At 59.4% G+C, this 17,021-nt stretch carries 15 protein-coding genes; 13 read left to right on the top strand and 2 right to left on the bottom strand.

Annotation, left to right across the window (positions count from 1 at the left end; genetic code table 11):
- Positions 1-6 precede the first annotated feature (6 nt).
- Both O7A60_RS25325 and rpoN read left to right on the top strand, forming a co-directional pair.
- A complete protein-coding gene (locus O7A60_RS25325) occupies positions 7-558 on the top strand; it encodes a peroxiredoxin (RefSeq protein ID WP_337108499.1) in 552 nt (183 codons plus the stop codon).
- 12 nt (positions 559-570) lie between these two features.
- Positions 571-1,986, top strand: coding sequence for an RNA polymerase factor sigma-54 (gene rpoN / locus O7A60_RS25320; protein WP_337108498.1), 1,416 nt, complete (start codon positions 571-573; stop codon positions 1,984-1,986).
- 184 nt (positions 1,987-2,170) lie between these two features.
- Here rpoN and O7A60_RS25315 read toward each other — a convergent pair whose 3' ends face one another.
- Entirely contained in the window at positions 2,171-3,841 is a 1,671-nt protein-coding gene (locus tag O7A60_RS25315) for an ABC transporter ATP-binding protein (protein WP_415926858.1), read from the bottom strand.
- Here O7A60_RS25315 and O7A60_RS32015 point away from each other — a divergent pair.
- On the top strand, positions 3,815-4,105 hold the full coding sequence (locus O7A60_RS32015) for a hypothetical protein (RefSeq protein ID WP_415926857.1): 291 nt from the start codon (positions 3,815-3,817) through the stop codon (positions 4,103-4,105). The two genes, O7A60_RS25315 and O7A60_RS32015, sit on opposite strands and share 27 nt — an antisense overlap.
- Here O7A60_RS32015 and O7A60_RS25310 read toward each other — a convergent pair.
- Positions 4,069-5,808, bottom strand: a complete 1,740-nt coding sequence (locus tag O7A60_RS25310; RefSeq protein WP_337108524.1) for an ABC transporter ATP-binding protein — start codon at positions 5,806-5,808, stop codon at positions 4,069-4,071. The genes O7A60_RS32015 and O7A60_RS25310 overlap by 37 nt on opposite strands.
- A 1,165-nt stretch (positions 5,809-6,973) precedes the next feature.
- Here O7A60_RS25310 and O7A60_RS25305 point away from each other — a divergent pair.
- From O7A60_RS25305 to O7A60_RS25260, 10 genes are all read left to right on the top strand, one after another.
- Complete coding sequence (locus O7A60_RS25305) at positions 6,974-7,294, top strand: HesB/IscA family protein (RefSeq protein WP_027144875.1); 321 nt, start codon at positions 6,974-6,976, stop codon at positions 7,292-7,294.
- A gap of 74 nt (positions 7,295-7,368) precedes the next feature.
- Complete coding sequence (gene nifS, locus O7A60_RS25300) at positions 7,369-8,547, top strand: cysteine desulfurase NifS (protein ID WP_337108496.1); 1,179 nt, start codon at positions 7,369-7,371, stop codon at positions 8,545-8,547.
- Between the two features lie 60 nt (positions 8,548-8,607).
- A complete protein-coding gene (gene nifW, locus O7A60_RS25295; protein ID WP_337108523.1) occupies positions 8,608-8,991 on the top strand; it encodes a nitrogenase stabilizing/protective protein NifW in 384 nt (127 codons plus the stop codon).
- A gap of 181 nt (positions 8,992-9,172) precedes the next feature.
- Positions 9,173-10,036 (top strand): electron transfer flavoprotein subunit beta/FixA family protein, encoded by an 864-nt coding sequence (locus O7A60_RS25290; RefSeq protein WP_337108495.1) that lies wholly within the window; start codon positions 9,173-9,175, stop codon positions 10,034-10,036.
- A 1-nt stretch (position 10,037) separates the two neighbouring features.
- The gene (locus O7A60_RS25285; protein WP_337108494.1) at positions 10,038-11,147 is read left to right on the top strand and encodes an electron transfer flavoprotein subunit alpha/FixB family protein; all 1,110 of its coding nucleotides are present in this window, start codon (positions 10,038-10,040) and stop codon (positions 11,145-11,147) included.
- 11 nt (positions 11,148-11,158) lie between these two features.
- The gene (locus O7A60_RS25280; RefSeq protein ID WP_337108493.1) at positions 11,159-12,466 is read left to right on the top strand and encodes an FAD-dependent oxidoreductase; all 1,308 of its coding nucleotides are present in this window, start codon (positions 11,159-11,161) and stop codon (positions 12,464-12,466) included.
- 13 nt (positions 12,467-12,479) lie between these two features.
- Positions 12,480-12,779 carry a ferredoxin family protein gene (locus O7A60_RS25275; protein ID WP_027144869.1) on the top strand — a complete coding sequence of 100 codons (300 nt, stop codon included), beginning with the start codon at positions 12,480-12,482 and terminating at the stop codon, positions 12,777-12,779.
- 570 nt (positions 12,780-13,349) lie between these two features.
- Positions 13,350-15,050, top strand: coding sequence for a nif-specific transcriptional activator NifA (nifA, locus tag O7A60_RS25270; protein ID WP_337108492.1), 1,701 nt, complete (start codon positions 13,350-13,352; stop codon positions 15,048-15,050).
- Between the two features lie 233 nt (positions 15,051-15,283).
- Positions 15,284-16,735, top strand: a complete 1,452-nt coding sequence (gene nifB / locus O7A60_RS25265; RefSeq protein WP_337108491.1) for a nitrogenase cofactor biosynthesis protein NifB — start codon at positions 15,284-15,286, stop codon at positions 16,733-16,735.
- Positions 16,736-16,770: 35 nt separating this feature from the next.
- Positions 16,771-16,965: a 4Fe-4S binding protein gene (locus O7A60_RS25260; protein ID WP_027144865.1), complete on the top strand. Its 195-nt coding sequence runs from the start codon at positions 16,771-16,773 to the stop codon at positions 16,963-16,965.
- Positions 16,966-17,021 lie beyond the last annotated feature (56 nt).

Here is a 17,021-nt window from a genome sequence, read left to right as displayed (position 1 = left end):
TACTTGATGACCGTGAACAAGAAGATTCCCTTCGCGACTTTTCGCATGCGTATTCGCGACGAATCTATTGGTGGGCCAAATCCGTTCCGCTGGGATGACAAAACCTCCGACGACTATTTCAAGGGCAAGCGCGTCATCCTGTTTTCGCTGCCTGGTGCCTTCACGCCGACTTGCTCGACCTACCAAGTGCCGGATTTTGAGGAGCTCTATGACGAGTTCGAGAAAGAGGGGATTGAGGCGATCTACTGCGTCTCGGTCAACGATGCCTACGTCATGAATGCTTGGGGCAAGGCCTTGGGGCTGCGGAAGGTTCAGCTCATCCCGGACGGATCGGGCGAGTTCACGCGCAAGATGGGTATGCTGGTGGCCAAGGACAATGTCGGTTTCGGCATGCGCTCCTGGCGTTACGCCGCGCTCATCAACGATGGCGTGGTGCAGCAGTGGTTCGTGGAAGAAGGTTTCTGCGACAACTGCGAAACCGACCCCTATGGCGTCTCGTCCCCGCAGAAAATTCTTGAAACCCTGAGGGGCACCAATGGCGTGTTCCGCGCAGGATAGGGCCAGATAATCATGAAGTCCTCAGCAAGCCTGCTTCTGAGCCAGAAGCAATCTCTGGTTCTGACACCTCAACTCATCGAGTCGATTCGCTTACTGCAGTTGGCGCATACGGAACTGCGCCAGTTCGTAGAGCAGGAAGTCGAGAAGAACCCCCTTTTGGAGCTGACTACAAACGACAGTGAGGCTGATGATGATTTCTCGTCGGTTTTGGGCGAGGATCCGCCCAGGGGCGAACGCGAAAACGGAGCCGAGCCTTCTGAGCGACTCAGGGAAGAGAAGTCAACGCGCGACACACCCGCCGCTGGGCCAGGGGAAGACGTTAACCCGGAGAGGTTTGTCGCCAATCCCGAAACACTGCACGAACATGTCGCTCGCCAGATCGCCCTCACCGCGTTCAACCCACAGGAGCGGATGATTGCCGGCGCGCTTGCCAATCATCTGGACGACACCGGGTATCTTCCGGTGGACCTTTTGGAGCTGGCCGGAATCCTGAATGTTCCCCTGTCTGTCGTGGAAAGGGTTCTGGCAGCCTTGCAGCTTTTTGACCCACCGGGGCTATTTGGGCGAACTGTCCGCGAGTGCCTTGAACTACAGTTGCGTCAGCAAGACCGATTCGACCCAGCGATGGCAGTTTTGGTGGCCAATCTCCAGATGGTTGCTGACCGTGAGTTCAAGGCATTGCAGCAGCTTTGCGGGGTCGATGAAGAGGACCTTCTAGACATGCTGCACGAACTGCGTGCGCTCGATCCCAAGCCTGGCCACCGATTTCAATCAGGAGGACCGGAATCAATACAACCTGAGGTCTGGGTGCAGCCGTCGCGCGAAGGTGGATGGAATGTCGAACTTGACCCTAACACGCTCCCCAAGGTGCTAATCAACGAAAGCTATTTCGTCGAAGTCTCGCGGCTCACCGCACAAAACCCAAAGGATCAGGCATTCCTGAACGAATGCATGGAGAACGCGAATTGGCTTGTCCGCAGCCTCGACCAGCGCGCCAAGACAATCATCAAGGTGGCCGCCGAGATTGTGCACCAGCAGGACGCCTTTTTGAGACATGGCGTGACGCATCTGCGGCCCCTCAATCTCAGAACCGTCGCTGATGCTATCAACATGCATGAGTCGACTGTCAGCCGGGTGACGTCGAACAAGTACATCTCCACACCGCGTGGCGTGTTCGAACTGAAGTATTTTTTCACCGTGGCGATCGGCTCTTGCGAAGGCGGCGACGCCCACTCCGCCGAAGCCGTTCGCCATCAGATCAAGGCGATGATCGCTGCAGAAGATGCCGTGCTTTCCGATGAGGAGATTGCTGTGCGGCTGAGGGAAAACGGCATCGACCTCGCTCGCCGCACCGTCATGAAATACCGGGAGGCAATGAACATCCCCTCCTCCGTGCAACGTCGCCGGGAGAAGCGTGGCTGGCCTTGATGGCAATCCAATCTGCCCGCTCGTCCCCGCGGCGAAAGCTTCATGATTCAAGTCGAGGGCGTTCTTGATTGGTGTGAGAGGTGGCTGTGGCCTTTGTCCGGCCCAGGTCGCGCCCCGCTGGGGTGCGGCCGCTCCGCCGGGTGCTGAACCCGTCAGGGCAATCGCGTTAACAGCTGCCGCGGCATCAAGTCTGCCCCCCCTTTGCGGTGATATCGAGTTGCTCCTCGGGAAGGTCGTCGAACGAGGCATAATTGAGATTGTAGAGTTTGAAGTACAACCCGCCCATGGCCATCAGCTGATCGTGGTTGCCGGTTTCAATCACTTCTCCGTTCTGCAGCACGATGATGCGGTCGGCATTGCGGATCGTGGCAAGACGGTGGGCAATCACTAAGCCGGTGCGGCCCTCCAGAAGCTTTGTCAGAGCTTTCTGGATTAGCATTTCCGTGTAGCTGTCGATGTTGGCGGTCGCCTCGTCGAGGACCAGGATCTTGGCATCGGCCACGAGAGCGCGAGCGAAACTGATGAGCTGGCGCTGGCCGAGCGAGAGATTGCCGCCGCGCTCGCCTAAAGGGGCGTCGTAGCCGCCGGCCAGGCTTACAATGAAGTCATGGGCGCCGACGGCTTTGGCGGCTTCGATAACCTGGTCGCGCCTCACGTCCGTCCTGTGATAGCGGATGTTGTCGAAAATCGTCCCCGTGAAGAGGAACGGCTCCTGCAGGACCATGGCGACCTGCCGTCCGAGCGATTCCTGGGTCAGATCGCGCACATCATATCCGCCGACCAGCACCTGGCCGCGCTGGACATCATAGAAGCGGTGAACGAGTGCGATGGCGCTCGATTTACCCGAACCGGTTGGGCCAACCAGGGCGACCGTCTCGCCGGGGCTGACCTTCAAGGAAATGTTTTTCAGCACCGGATGTTTGGGATCGTAGCCAAAAGTGACATTCCTGAATTCGACCGAACCGTCCATCTGCGGCGAAAGCGCCTTGGCGTCTGGCTTGTCATGAATCTCAATGTCCAGATCGAGCACCTCTGTCAGTCGTTTGCCCGAGGCCATTGCGCGTTGCATGACAGAATACTGCAGGGTGAGCGAACGGATCGGGTCGAAGAAGCGCTGGATATAAAACAAGAATGCTATCGTCACGCCCACATCTATGCGGTCGTTCAGGACCTTTGAACCGCCCAGCACGATGCCGGCCATGGCAAGGCCCGTGAGGGTATCGACAATCGGCACCATGACCTGGGCGTATTTGGCAGCTGTCAGTTGCGTCTTGAGATTGGCATGGGCCTTGTCGTCATAGAGGAGGAAGTTGATCTGCTGGCGATCCATGGATTGGACGGCCCGCACGCCATGAATGGCCTCGGCCAGCGCGCCATTGGTGGCTGAATTGGTCTCGGTCGCGGCCATGAAGGCATTGCGGGCGCTCGGCAGCCAGGACATGCGGACGATGAAGAGGACTGGCAAGACCGAAAGCGTAAGGAGCCCCAACGATAGGTCCAGCCACAGCATGACGAAGATGATGCCGAATAGAAGGGCGATATCGCCCACCGAAAGCACTGAGGTCTCGAGAAATTCCTGGATTGAACTGACATCGCCCTGGAGTCGCGACATCAGACGTCCGACCTCGGTCTGGTCCATAAAGGAAAGGGATACCTTCTGCAGATGGCCGAACATGGCGCGGCGAATGTCGAAGAGCACAACCTCGACCATTTTGCCGATCACGCTCTGTTGCATGTAGCTGGCAACGCGATTGACCAGAATCGCGAGAAAAAAGGCGCCAGCAGCCGCAAGCAGCGCCGAGCCATCGCGGCTTCCTGGAGTGATGGCGTGCTCGACCGCGTAGCGGATGATCAACGGGATGAGAAGCTGCACGCCGGCGCAGATCAGGACCGCGACAACCGCGATAACAGCCTTGGTCCGGTAAGGCTCGACGAATGCCCAGATCCGCCGGACAATGTTCTTGTCAAAAGCCCGTCCGAACACCTCGTCTTCGATCCGATGCGAGCCAACGACAGCCCGCGGCGGACGCGTACCGTCGCGGACACCGTTGCGTTCGCTTTCATGGTCGGGGATCTGGGACATCAGTTCGCGCCGTCATCATCGCGTGGGCGCGTCTGAAGATTGTGAAGAGCCTCATAGCGCCCTGCCTTGACCAGAAGCTCTTCATGAGTGCCACGTTCGACAGTCTCGCCATTTTCAACGAAAAGGATTTGATCGGCGTGCATAACCGAACTCAGCCGGTGGGCAATGATGATCGTCACGCGGTCTTTGGCGAAACGGCGCATGGCCGAGCGAATGCGCTGTTCGGTAGCGGCGTCGATCGCCGCGGTCGAGTCGTCAAAAACAATGACTGATGGGCGCAGCATCATCGCGCGGGCAATTGTGAGACGCTGGCGCTGGCCGCCGGAGAGGGAAACGCCACGTTCGCCCACGACCGTCTTGTAGCCAGCGGGTAGGCCTAGGATGTAGTTGTGCAGCTGGGCGGATTCGCTTGCGCGCTCGATCCGCGGTTCGTTGGCCCAGGGGTCTCCATAAGCGACGTTGTTCTCGACCGTTGTGGTGAACAAGAACGGATCTTGCTGCACGACCGCGACCGCCCTGCGTAGCGAGGAAAGAGTGACGTTGCGGATGTCTTGCCCATCAAGCGTGATGGTGCCCCCGGTGACATCGTAAAAACGCGGAATCAGGTGAGCGATTGTCGACTTTCCCGAGCCGGGTGGACCGACGATAGCGACAGTCTCACCTCTACGGGCCTGGAAACTGATATTCCGCAGGATCTGGCGGTTTTCAGCGCCAGGATAAGCGAACGAGACATTGTCAAAGCGCACAGTGCCCTCGCTGATCTTGATCGGACGAGCGTGGGGTGCGTCCTTAACCGTGATGTCCAGGTCAAGGAAGCCGAACAGACGTGAACCACATGTCGAAGCGCGAGCGAAAGCGTTGATCATCAACCCGATTTGGCGGACGGGCATTTGCAGGACGGTCATGAATGTCAGGAAGGTCGTGAGAGTTCCGACACTGATCTCACCTGCGATGACCTTGCTGCCGCCAATCCAGAGGACCAGCCCCATGGCAAAAAAGAAGGAGAAGGTCATCGCCGAAGTGTCGCGCGCGTAGATGTCGGCGCGTTCCTGGGCAAGTGCGAGCGCATTCTGGGAGACACGCTCGAACTTCAGCATCTCATAGGCTTGTGCGGCAAAAGCGCGGACAACGCGGATGCCGCAGAGATTTTCCTCCATGACGCGGCCCAGAACGGAGAGCCGCCCTTGCAGTTCGTCCCAGGTGGCGCGCAGCTTGAGCTGGGTCCGCGATGAGCGCCATGCGACGAAGGGCACAAAGCTCAGCGCCAGAACACCGAGCTCCAGATTGGTGGAGAGCAGCATGTAGGCGCCAATGCCAATTAACATGGCCAGCAGGACAGCGCGGACCAGCGCTGTGGAGAAATACCAGCACACACCTTCGATATCGAGCATGCAGATGGTGATCAGATCGGCTGAATGCCCCTGGTCGTGAAAGGAGAAGCTGAGGCGCTGGATCTTGTCATAGCAGGCGAGCCGCAGCTCATAGGCGAAGTGATGCCCGACCGATTCGGCAAAGTAGTTCTGCGCCAATGTGAATAGGCCGCGCAGCACACTGACGGCGAGCAGCAGGAGAGCCGATGTCCAAAGCGCTTGTTCGACGGTACCGCCGGAGATGCCCTCACCCATCCGGACTTGGTCAACGGCCTGACCGAGCAGTTTAGGAATGAGCAGTTGGAGGGCTGCGGCGATGAACGTCGACCCAATTGCGATAGCAACCTGCCACCGGTGACGCAAATTCATGTAGGTAACACGCGTGAGCGTCCTCAGGCCCTGGCCCCAGCCCGCCGCCTCGACATGTGCGAACGGATTCCTCGGATTGTTTGCTGCGCCATCGGCATGACTGTTCACGGTCGTAGGTTTCAGATCTGTTTGCCTCAGCACTGGCGAGCAAGTTGGGCGGTCTACCGGAGCAAGCACTTGCTGGAGGAGTGTTGCCCAAGGTTCGCATTCCATTTTTGCTATGTTCCCGACCGTTGAATTTCAGCGCGACGAGCAGGTGAACGGCTAAGCTCGGTGATCGAAAGACGCGAGTCCTTCGAGAGGGGGTCGTTGAGCCGGCACTGCGTCGGATGATCTTTGCCAGCCGGAGTCCCCAATGGGTCGCCAGCCGGTGCGATCGCATCCCGATTGGTGTCGGGGTCGATCAGTTTTTCGACGGCGAAGGCCGCTGGTCGTGATAGGGGAAGGAGACTGCGGGGCCGGAGGTCCCGCAGCTCGCGACGCGAAAGCCAGCTGACTCCATTGTGGTCGCCTTGCCGGCATCGAACTTCATGGCTGCGATCTCATCGTCAATCAGTTGCTACCGGTCTCTGCGCGCTTCCGAAAGGTCGAAGCAGAAGCGGAGGTGTGCCGATGGAATCGGCGATGGGTCACAGCTGAACCGTCAAGATCTGCCGAAGGTCGACAATGGCGGCGAACGTGTTTTGGGAGGTGGCCAATGTAAATACCACGAGGCCCATTGAAAGGGGATCTGAGGCAGACCTGCCATTATGCTGTCCTTCCTTCGCTGCGATGTCACGGGTGACATGAATGGCGGTCGCTTTCTTGCCGCCTCGCAACGAAGGAGGTTCAAAACTTATGCCAACTGCCTCGAAGAGCCTCACAGAACAGCTTTCCAGATTATTCAATGGATTGAAGAGAAGCTGGCGGGACACCGGTATGTTGTGGGCTCGACAAAGCCGACAATGGGTGTTTGGTGCCCAGCGTATCTAGGGAAGAGCGGATGCGCGGGAAAAGCTCTACCCACTCCATCCCACCGGCTGCGTGTTGTGCGATGTCCGACGATTTGTGACCTGCGATGTGCCGGCGCTAAAAACATCGCCTAGTTCAGAAAACAATTTTCTCCCTGGCACGGCACATGCGTGTGATCGGCGAACGCATCGCGCACTCGAGGAGAAGGCGTCCCATGATCACGCTCACTGAAAATGCTGTCGCCGCGGTAAGGACCGCGCTTTCCCAAGCCGAGCAGCCGGCGGAAGGCCTGCGCATTAAAGTGGAGGGGGGCGGCTGCGCGGGACTGAAGTATCTCATGGGCTTGGAAAGCCTCGCGCGTGAGGGCGATGCGGTCATCGAGACGGGCGGCGTCAGGGTGTTCGTGGACGTAAGCTCGCAAATCCATGTCGCGGGTATGACCGTCGATTTCGTCACCGGCTTCGAATCCTCTGGTTTCGTCTTCGATAACCCGAACGCCGGGGAAAAATGCGCTTGCGGGAAGTCCTTCGGCTGAGGGCCTGAGAGAAGAGACTCGTTGACGGTCGGGTCTGCCCAAAGTCTGTGTTTTGGTCAGCTAAGGAGAGCTTCATGAGGCCGGTCTATCTCGATAACAACGCAACCACGCGAGTGGATCCCGCAGTCTATGAAGCCATGCGGCCGCTGTTTATGGATCAGTTCGGCAATCCTTCGTCAAAGCACGGATATGGCGCTGCCGTGAGCGTAGCCATGAAGAAGGCGCGCCAGCAGGTGCAAGCGCTGATCGGAGCGGAATTCGACGATGAGATCGCCTTCACATCGGGCGGAACGGAAAGCAACAATGCGGCGATCCTTTCGGCGCTGGGGGTGATGCCTCAGCGCACAGAGATCGTGACCTCCGCGGTCGAGCATCCGTCCGTGCTGACGCTGTGCGAGCATCTTGAGAAGACGTGCGGCCTCAAGGTGCACAAGATCCCGGTGGATGGTCGTGGCCGGCTGGACGTCGACGCCTATGAGGCGGCGCTGACCACAAACGTGGCAATCGTCTCGATCATGTGGGCAAACAACGAGACCGGCACGATTTTCCCTGCCGCCGAGCTTGCTGAATCGGCCAAGGAAGTCGGTGCCCTGTTCCATACGGACGCGGTGCAGGCGGTCGGTAAGCTCCCGATCCACCTGAAATCCACAGCAATCGACATGCTGTCGCTCTCAGGTCACAAGCTGCACGGCCCCAAAGGGATCGGTGCGCTTTATGTAAAGCGCGGCGTGCACTTCCGTTCGCTGATCAAGGGCGGGCACCAGGAGCGCAACCGGCGCGCCGGCACGGAGAATACGCCTGGCATCGTCGGGCTTGGCAAGGCAGCCGAACTTGCCATGAAATTCATGGATGAGGACAGCAAGCTCATAAAGTCTCTGCGCGATCGGTTGGAATGCGGACTTATCCAGCGCATTCCAGACGCTTTCGTGACCGGCGATCCGCTGGATCGGCTCTCGAATACGACCAACATCGCCTTCGAGAACGTCGAGGCCGATGGCCTGCTGCTCCTTCTCGATCGCGAGGGTATCGCCTGTTCCTCTGGCTCTGCCTGCGGTTGCGGCTCGCAGGAGCTCAGCCATGTCCTGGAAGCAATGAACGTGGCCAGCAGCGCGGCACAAGGGGCAATCCGCTTCTCCCTGTCGCGCGACAACAGCGGGCTGGATATCGACCGGGTGCTCGAGGTCGTGCCCGCACTGGTGGCGAAGCTGCGTGACCCCTTCCCGGCCTGCACCGGATACGGCGATGGGATTTGAATGCGGATCTTGGTCGAGAAGGAAGCCGACCCCGAGACCATCATCACCAGGGAGTTTACAATGAGCCACTGTTCCACCCAAAGGCCAATCATCGACCTCACCGACATTCTCACGCGGCTGAAAGGCTTGTCCGCTGCGGAGGAGTTCTTCGTGGCCCTTGGCGTCTCCTATGATCCGAAGGTGCTCGATGTCTCGCGGCTCCACATCATGAAGCGCATGGGCCAATATCTCGCCGAAGAGGACTTCTCCGGTCTCACGGACCTGGTGATCGCGGCGCGGGCGCGCGCGACACTGGAACGCGCCTATGAGGACTTCGCGACGTCCTCGCCGCTCAGGCACCGTGTCTTCAAGGTGCTCAAAGACCACGATCCAAATCGCCCCGCCACGCCGGGCCGCACCTTCGTCCCGTTCGATTCCATCCTGAAGCCGTTCGGAAAGGAGTAAACGCGACACGGATGCGACACGACAATGTCGCAAAGCTGGCAAACCCGCCTCTCTCGGACACACCTCAGAAGCAGAGTACCGCGGCTCAAAGGTATGGCGCGATGCTCAACGGTTGGCACGAATGGTGCTTGCAAGCAGATGAAGCGCCAAGCCGCGCCGCGACAGGAGCCAGAGAGACCGCATGCATATCGTCGTCTGTATCAAGCAGGTCCCGGACTCCGCGCAGATACGCGTCCACCCGGTGACCAACACGATCATGCGCCAGGGTGTGCCTACCATCATCAACCCATACGATCTGTTCGCCCTCGAAGCAGCACTCACACTACGCGACATCGACGGCGGCGAGGTCACCGTGCTCACGATGGGGCCCCCTATGGCAGAGGACGCGCTGCGCAAGGCGCTCACCTACGGCGCCGACCGCGCGGTGCTCCTGACCGATCGTTTTTTTGCCGGCTCCGACACCCTGGCGACCTCCTTTGCGCTCGCTCAGGCAATCGGCAAGATCGGTGAGACGTTCGGCCCGCCAGACATCGTCTTCACCGGCAAGCAGACAATCGACGGCGACACGGCCCAGGTCGGGCCTGGCATCGCCAAGCGCCTCGATTTCCTGCAACTCACCTACGTCGCGAGGATCGCCTCCCTTGATCTCGATGCGCGCGAGATCAAGGTCGAGCGCCGCGCGGAAGGCGGCATGCAGATGCTGAAGAGCAAGCTTCCTTGCCTCATTACGATGCTGGAGGGTGTCAACGTGATCCGTCGCGGCTCGCTACACGATGCCCTGCGCGCCGCCCGCAGCGAGATCGTGAAGTGGAGTGCGGGCGAGGCTGGCATCGAGGATCTCGGCAAATGCGGTCTTCGCGGCTCGCCAACTGTCGTGAAGCGTGTGTTCGCCCCGTCCAGCCGGGCGGAAAAGGCGGTGCAAATCGACACCGCAGACAAGGCGCTGCGTGATCTCGCTGACGAGCTGATTGCCGCAATTTTCGCGCGCCAGCCGGCGCTGGAACACGAACTGGCCTTCGAGGGTGGTTCAGGGCAAGGAGCGTAGGATGTCTAGCGTGAACCGAGAAACCCCGCCTGCCGCCGGGGGTCGAGCCGGCATGAAGAAGGATCTTCCGGAACATTTCCAGGCGTATCGGCACGTCTGGGTTTTCATCGAGCTGGAGCGCGGCGAAGTCCATCCGGTTTCTTTCGAACTGCTCGGGGAAGGTCGCAAGCTGGCCGACAAGCTTGGCGTGCAGCTTGCGGGAATCGTGCTCGGACCGCCGGGAGAGGCCTCTTGGCATGCCGTTGCCCAGGCCTTCGCCTATGGTGCCGACCTTGTCTATATCGTGGAGACGCCGCTGCTCGCCGACTACCGCAACGAGCCCTTTACCAGGGCAATGACTGACCTGGTCAATCAATACAAACCCGAGATCCTGCTTCTGGGTGCCACCATGCGCGGCCGGGACCTTGCCGGCTCCGTGGCAACGACCTTGCTAACGGGGCTCACGGCCGACTGCACCCAACTTGACGTGGATCCTGACGGCTCCCTTGCCGCGACCCGGCCGACCTTCGGGGGATCGTTGCTATGCACCATCTATACGCTCAACTGCCGGCCGCAGATGGCGACAGTCCGACCGAGAGTCATGGCGATGCCGCCGCGTATGGATAAGCCGGTCGGGAAGGTCGTCCAACACAAGCTGTCGATGCTTGAAGACGAGATCGTCACCAAGGTCCTTGGCTTCCTGCCTGATACGCAGTCGGTAAAGGCAAATCTCGCCTATGCCGATGTCGTGGTCGCGGGAGGCCTTGGGCTGGGCGGGGCGGAGAACCTGCAGGTTGTGACGAAGCTGGCGCGGGCGCTCGGCGCCGAATATGGCTGTTCGCGTCCGCTGGTCCAGAAGGGCTGGATGCCGGCTGAACGGCAGATCGGCCAGACCGGCAAGACCATCAGGCCGAAGCTCTACATCGCGGCCGGAATTTCCGGCGCCATCCAGCACCGGGTGGGCATTGAAGGCGCCGATCTGATCGTGGCCATCAATACCGATGCGAACGCGCCGATTTTCGATTTCGCCCATATCGGTATCGCCACCGATGCGATCCGCTTCCTGCCGGCGTTGACGGAAGCCTTCACCCGGCGGCTGTCGCCGCACAATCGCGACAAGCTTGCGAGCTAAGGAAGACGGCTATGGTTGAGGAAAAGTTCGATGCTATCGTCATTGGCGCCGGCATGGCCGGCAACGCAGCTGCTTTCACGATGGCAAGCGGCGGCTTGAAGGTGCTGCAACTGGAGCGCGGCGAGTATCCGGGCTCTAAGAATGTCCAGGGCGCCATCATGTATGCGAACATGTTAGAGAAGATCATCCCGGATTTTCGCGATGACGCGCCTCTTGAGCGGCATCTGATCGAGCAGCGCTTCTGGATGATGGACAATACATCCCATGCCGGCATTCACTATCGGTCCGACGACTTCAACGAGGCAAAGCCAAACCGTTACACAATCATCCGCGCCCAGTTCGACAAGTGGTTTTCGCGCAAGGTGCGCGAGGCCGGCGCGACCCTCCTGTGCGAGACGACAGCGACGGAGCTCGTATACGATATCAAGGACAAGGTCATAGGCGTTCGCACCGACAGAGCCGGCGAAAGGATCTTGGCCGACGTGGTCGTACTCGCAGAAGGCGTTAACGGACTGCTTGGCACGCGGTCGGGCCTGCGCGAAATGCCGCGGCCAGAAACCGTGGCGCTGGCGGTCAAGGAAATGCATTTCCTGCCCGAAGAGGTGATCGAGCAGCGCTTCGGCCTCAAGGGCAATGAAGGCTGCGTGATCGAGGCGGCGGGCACCATCTCCCGCAGCATGACCGGGCTAGCGTTTCTTTACACGAACAGGGAATCGATCTCCCTTGGTATCGGTTGCCTCGTTTCGGATTTCGCCGCCACCATGGAGAGCCCTTACGCCCTGCTCGAGGGATTCAAGAACCACCCTTCGGTACGAGCGCTGATAGCGGGCTCGGAGTTGAAGGAATATGCCGCCCATCTTATACCCGAAGGTGGTTATAAGGCGATCCCGCAGCTCTTCGGTGACGGTTGGGTCGCCGTCGGAGATGCAGCGCAGTTGAACAACGCGGTTCACCGTGAGGGTTCGAACCTCGCCATGACGTCCGGCCGTATCGCAGGCGAAGCAATCGTACAGGTCAAGAGCCGGAACGCCCCGATGACCAAGCGGAACCTCGTCCTTTACAAAACCATGCTGGACGATTCGTTCGTCCTCAAGGACTTGCGAAAGCATAAGGACATGCCGGCACTGCTGCACACCAACTCGCACAATTTCTTCATGAGATACCCGCAGCTGGTTTCTCTGGCCGCGCAGAACCTCGTGCGGGTCGATGGCACCCCGAAGATCGATAAGGAAAAAGCGACCACTGCTGCATTCATAAAGGGGCGTTCGCGCTGGGGGCTGGTCAGCGACGCGCTTCGCTTGGCATTGGCCTGGCGCTGAGAGAGGGCAAAAAATGACGATCACAGTGCCGCCCGTCCGCGTCGAGGACAAGCTATATCAAAACCGTTATCTGATCGATGCAGGGCGTCCGCACATCAAGGTGCGACCTCACCAAAGCCCGAGCGCGAACCTGCTTGCCTTGACACGTATCTGCCCTGCCAAATGCTATGAGCTGAACGCCACGGGCCAAGTTGAGATCGCGGCCGACGGATGTATGGAGTGTGGCACATGCCGAGTGTTGTGCGAGGAAAGTGGGGAGATCACGTGGAACTATCCGCGCGGCGGTTTCGGTGTCCTCTTTAAGTTCGGATAGCTGGGCATGCAGCAGCAGAGTGAGCCAACGGAACCTGTCGCATGTATGCGTTGCAGCGCACCTCTCGCTTTGTTGAAGTGCATCGGGGTTCCGAATCGGGGAAAGTTGTTTTGCGAAAGCAGCTTAGCAATCGAGGAGCGCCCCCGATGACGCCACAATGATATCAGATCGGTTTGAGTTTGAACCTGCTGTAAAGCACGCCGTTGCCGGTTTTGACGGTGGAACGACGTTCGCATGCTGACGCACTTCTGCTGGGTCTGGCGGACCGAGCGACCGGCTGTCTCATTGCTTCGCCCGACGCTCGCGGACGTCCACAATGCCGCATTGGAGATGCTGGTGGGCCAGCGCATATTCGCTATCGTTCGGCTATGAAATTTCAGCGACCACGAGGGTTTGCGCCATGATCGGCTGTGCTGGCCGGCAAGCTTCAAGGATCTAGATACGTCGCCCCGCCACGCCAACCCGCAAGCCCCAAGTCGACTCACATCTCGTAGCTCGGGATATCTCTAGAAACTTCAGTTTTAAGGTGTGCTTGGCGAGTGCATCCTAGACAAATTCGGAGGCACTTCCATGGATGCGCGGCGGGATGAAGGCGATGATGCAGAGCCTGGGGAGACCAACGAAAGCGGGCGCGGAGCGCATCTCCCGCTCGAGGGAATCTACGAGATATCGAAGGTCCTGACCGCCCCCGGCAGGCTGGAGACCAAGCTTGCCAATGCCATGGCCCGGCTCTCCTCGTTTGTGCAAATGCGTCATGGAGAAATCATTGTCCCCGGGACTGACGGAGAGCCGGGGTTTGTCGTCACTGCTGGCGGCGTCCGTCCACCTCAATCAGCCACTTGCGGCAGCATCCCGCGGGCCGTATTAGACCAAATCGTCGCGACGGGGACGCCGTTGGTCGAACAGGATATCAGCAAGTCGGAACTATTTCAGGCTGCTCCCCAGATGCGCTTGAGGAGCGACACTCTGCCGGTGAGCTTTATCGGTGTTCCCCTCAAAGCTCAGGATGAAACCCTTGGAACATTGTGGATCGACCGCGTCGGGGACCGCTCGACCAATTTCCGCACTGACGAGGACGTAGGCTTCCTAAGCAGGGTCGCCATCCTCGTCGGCCAAATCATCTTTCTCCATCGCCTCCCGAGCATGGGGGTTCAAGGGCATGTTGAAGAGAAACCGGAACCATCGCCCGCCGACGGCAGGACGGATGGTGATCGGCATCCGCACGTCAAAATCGACGGAATCGTGGGGAAGAGTCCCGCGCTCAGACAGGTGCTCGCAATGGTCCCGGTCGTGGCAAGCACGAATGCCCCCGTGCTGCTGCGGGGGGAAAGCGGCACCGGCAAGGAAGCCTTTGCAAAGGCAATCCATAAATTCTCAGCTCGGAAGAACAAGCCCTTCGTCAAGGTGAACTGCGCCGCGCTCTCTGAAACCGTCCTGGAATCGGAACTGTTTGGGCACGAAAAGGGCGCCTTCACTGGGTCTGTCTCGCAGCGCGCCGGCCGTTTCGAATTGGCGCATGGCGGAACCCTGTTGCTTGATGAAATCGGCGAGATTTCGCCTACCTTTCAAGCCAAACTGCTGCGCGTCTTGCAGGAAGGCGAACTGGAGCGGGTCGGCGGCACGAAAACGCTAAAGGTCGATGTCCGGCTTATATCCGCCACCAACAAGGACCTTGAAAAGGCTGTGCTGAATGGGGAGTTCAGGTCCGACCTTTATTACCGCATCAATGTGATATCAATTAGGTTGCCTCCGCTCAGGGAGCGCCCCGGAGACATTCGACTCCTTGCCGAATTCTTTCTCGATCGCTTCAACAAGCAGAACAATCGCGATCTCACCTTCTCACCAGCGGGGCTTGATGTGATCTCGGCATGCCACTTCCCTGGCAATGTGCGGGAGGTGGAAAACTGCGTGCAAAGGACGGCGACACTTGCCCGGTCAGAGACGATAGTTCCGTCGGATTTCGCCTGCAGGAATGGCCAGTGTCTTTCTTCGCTCATCTGGAAAGGAGCCTGCTGTTCGCAGAGCCCCAATGGCGTCGCCGATCTCGCTTGTGGCACCATGAACCGAGATGGATCGCAGCTGCCGGCCGATCGGAACGATCCCAACGGTCACGCAATGGGCAGCCCGCGCCTGACGGAACGCGACCGGCTGCTCGACGCATTGGAAAAATCCGGCTGGAACCAAGCAAAGGCGGCTCGTATCCTGGGCCTCACGCCGCGCCAGGTCGGCTATGCTATACGCCGCCATGGTATCGACGTCAGAAAATTTTAGACGAGCTTAACGTCTAACGATGTGAAGTTTCGGAGTGCCCTGCGCCCTGTGCGGGCCAGAGGTGCTCTGTCGATCGATACGCTCCTTCAATGTCGGAACCCGGACAAATCCAGGTCGTAGCGAACTGACAAATCAGACATGAAAAGCCGAGATCTTGGGTAAATGTCCCCAATTGGGGGCTGGCATAGCTGTTGCACCTGGATGTGTAAGTCAGCCAGGAGCAGAGCCATTCGATGTCGGCACCGAAGATTTCGCTTCAAAGCGAAACCACCGCGAAATCGGCTGGATGCGCGTCTTCAACCTGCGGTTCGTCCGCAAGGCCTGGCGATATGGAGCCGGCCATTTGGGAGAAGGTAAAGGACCATCCGTGCTATTCAGAAGAGGCGCACCATTATTTCGCGCGCATGCACGTGGCGGTCGCCCCGGCGTGCAACATTCAGTGCAATTACTGCAACCGCAAGTTTGACTGTGCCAACGAGAGCCGACCTGGGGTCGTCTCGGAAAAGCTGACACCAGATCAGGCGGTGCGCAAGGTGATCGCGGTCGCCAATGTAGTGCCGCAGCTTTCCGTGATCGGCATCGCAGGACCTGGCGACGCCTGCTTCGACTGGAACAAGACAAAGGCCACGTTCGAACGCATCGTCAACGAAATCCCCGACCTAAAGCTTTGCATCTCGACCAACGGGCTGGCGTTGCCGGACCATGTCGCCGAGCTGTGCGACATGAATGTCGACCACGTGACAATCACCATCAACATGGTCGACCCGGAAGTCGGCGCAAGGATCTATCCCTGGATCTTTTACAAGCATCGCCGCCACACCGGGGTCGAAGCCGCCCGGATCCTGCACGAGCGCCAGATGTTGGGCCTGGAGATGCTGGCGGCGCGCGGCATCCTGACCAAGGTCAATTCAGTGATGATCCCCGGTGTCAACGACGAGCACCTGATCGAGGTCAACAAATGGGTCAAGCAGCGCGGCGCCTTCCTGCACAACATCATGCCGCTGATTTCGGACCGGGAGCACGGTACGCATTACGGGCTGACCGGGCAACGAGGCCCAAGGGCGATGGAGCTGAAGGCTCTTCAAGATCGTCTGGAGGGCGGTGCCAAATTGATGCGCCATTGCCGGCAGTGCCGGGCCGATGCCGTTGGCCTGCTGGGCGATGATCGTGGCCAGGAGTTCACGCTCGACCAGATCTCCGACGAGGTCACCTATGACGCAAGCAGGCGCGAGGCCTATCGGGAGGTGGTCGCGCGCGAGCGCGGCGATCGAGCGGCGGCTAAAAGCGAGGCGACTGAACTGGTCAAAGGAGCGGACTCGGGCAAGTCGCTTCTTATCGCCGTGGCGAGCAAGGGCGGCGGCCGTGTCAACGCACACTTCGGTCACGCGAGAGAGTTCCAGATCTATGAGGCCTCGCCGGAAGGGATCAGCTTGGTCGGGCATCGGACGGTCGAGCAGTATTGCCTGGGTGGCTGGGGCGAAGATGCCACCCTAAAAGGCGTGATCGCGGCCCTCGAAGGAATAGACGTCGTGCTGTGCGCCAAGATCGGGGATAGCCCGAAGACTCAGCTCAGGGCAGCCGGAATCCGGGCAATGGATGACTACGGCTATGAGCATATCGAGACCGCGATCAGCACGGTCTACGCCGCCGAGTCTGGGGCCAAACCATTGGCCGCGACGGCCTGACATCTCTCAATCAGCTGACCAGGAGTTGACGACAAATGGCGTTCAAGATCATCGCATCCCAATGCACCCAATGCGGTGCCTGCGAGTTCGAATGTCCTTCGGGTGCGATCAAATTCAAAGGCGAGGCCTACGTTATCAACGCGGAGAAGTGCACCGAATGCAAGGACACCTTCGACACACAGCAATGCGCCTCGGTCTGTCCGGTGGAGATGACCTGCGTTCCCGCCTGACGTCCGATCGGCTGGCGAGGCGCCTTGAGTTCTCCATTCCAACCTCCAACCGCGAA

The organism is Mesorhizobium salmacidum (SeqCode) (assembly GCF_037179605.1).
Lineage (GTDB): Bacteria > Pseudomonadota > Alphaproteobacteria > Rhizobiales > Rhizobiaceae > Mesorhizobium > Mesorhizobium salmacidum.
This window is presented reverse-complemented; position numbering and strand designations above follow the sequence as displayed.

Bases quoted from the DNA above. Each gene is read 5' to 3' on its own strand.
- O7A60_RS25325 (WP_337108499.1), top strand. From the start codon at position 7: ATGACCGTGAACAAGAAGATTCCCTTCGCGACTTTTCGCATGCGTATT.
- rpoN (WP_337108498.1), top strand. From the start codon at position 571: ATGAAGTCCTCAGCAAGCCTGCTTCTGAGCCAGAAGCAATCTCTGGTT.
- O7A60_RS25310 (WP_337108524.1), bottom strand. From the start codon at position 5,808: ATGAATTTGCGTCACCGGTGGCAGGTTGCTATCGCAATTGGGTCGACG.
- O7A60_RS25305 (WP_027144875.1), top strand. From the start codon at position 6,974: ATGATCACGCTCACTGAAAATGCTGTCGCCGCGGTAAGGACCGCGCTT.
- nifS (WP_337108496.1), top strand. From the start codon at position 7,369: ATGAGGCCGGTCTATCTCGATAACAACGCAACCACGCGAGTGGATCCC.
- nifW (WP_337108523.1), top strand. From the start codon at position 8,608: ATGAGCCACTGTTCCACCCAAAGGCCAATCATCGACCTCACCGACATT.
- O7A60_RS25290 (WP_337108495.1), top strand. From the start codon at position 9,173: ATGCATATCGTCGTCTGTATCAAGCAGGTCCCGGACTCCGCGCAGATA.
- O7A60_RS25285 (WP_337108494.1), top strand. From the start codon at position 10,038: ATGTCTAGCGTGAACCGAGAAACCCCGCCTGCCGCCGGGGGTCGAGCC.
- O7A60_RS25280 (WP_337108493.1), top strand. From the start codon at position 11,159: ATGGTTGAGGAAAAGTTCGATGCTATCGTCATTGGCGCCGGCATGGCC.
- O7A60_RS25275 (WP_027144869.1), top strand. From the start codon at position 12,480: ATGACGATCACAGTGCCGCCCGTCCGCGTCGAGGACAAGCTATATCAA.
- nifA (WP_337108492.1), top strand. From the start codon at position 13,350: ATGGATGCGCGGCGGGATGAAGGCGATGATGCAGAGCCTGGGGAGACC.
- nifB (WP_337108491.1), top strand. From the start codon at position 15,284: ATGTCGGCACCGAAGATTTCGCTTCAAAGCGAAACCACCGCGAAATCG.
- O7A60_RS25260 (WP_027144865.1), top strand. From the start codon at position 16,771: ATGGCGTTCAAGATCATCGCATCCCAATGCACCCAATGCGGTGCCTGC.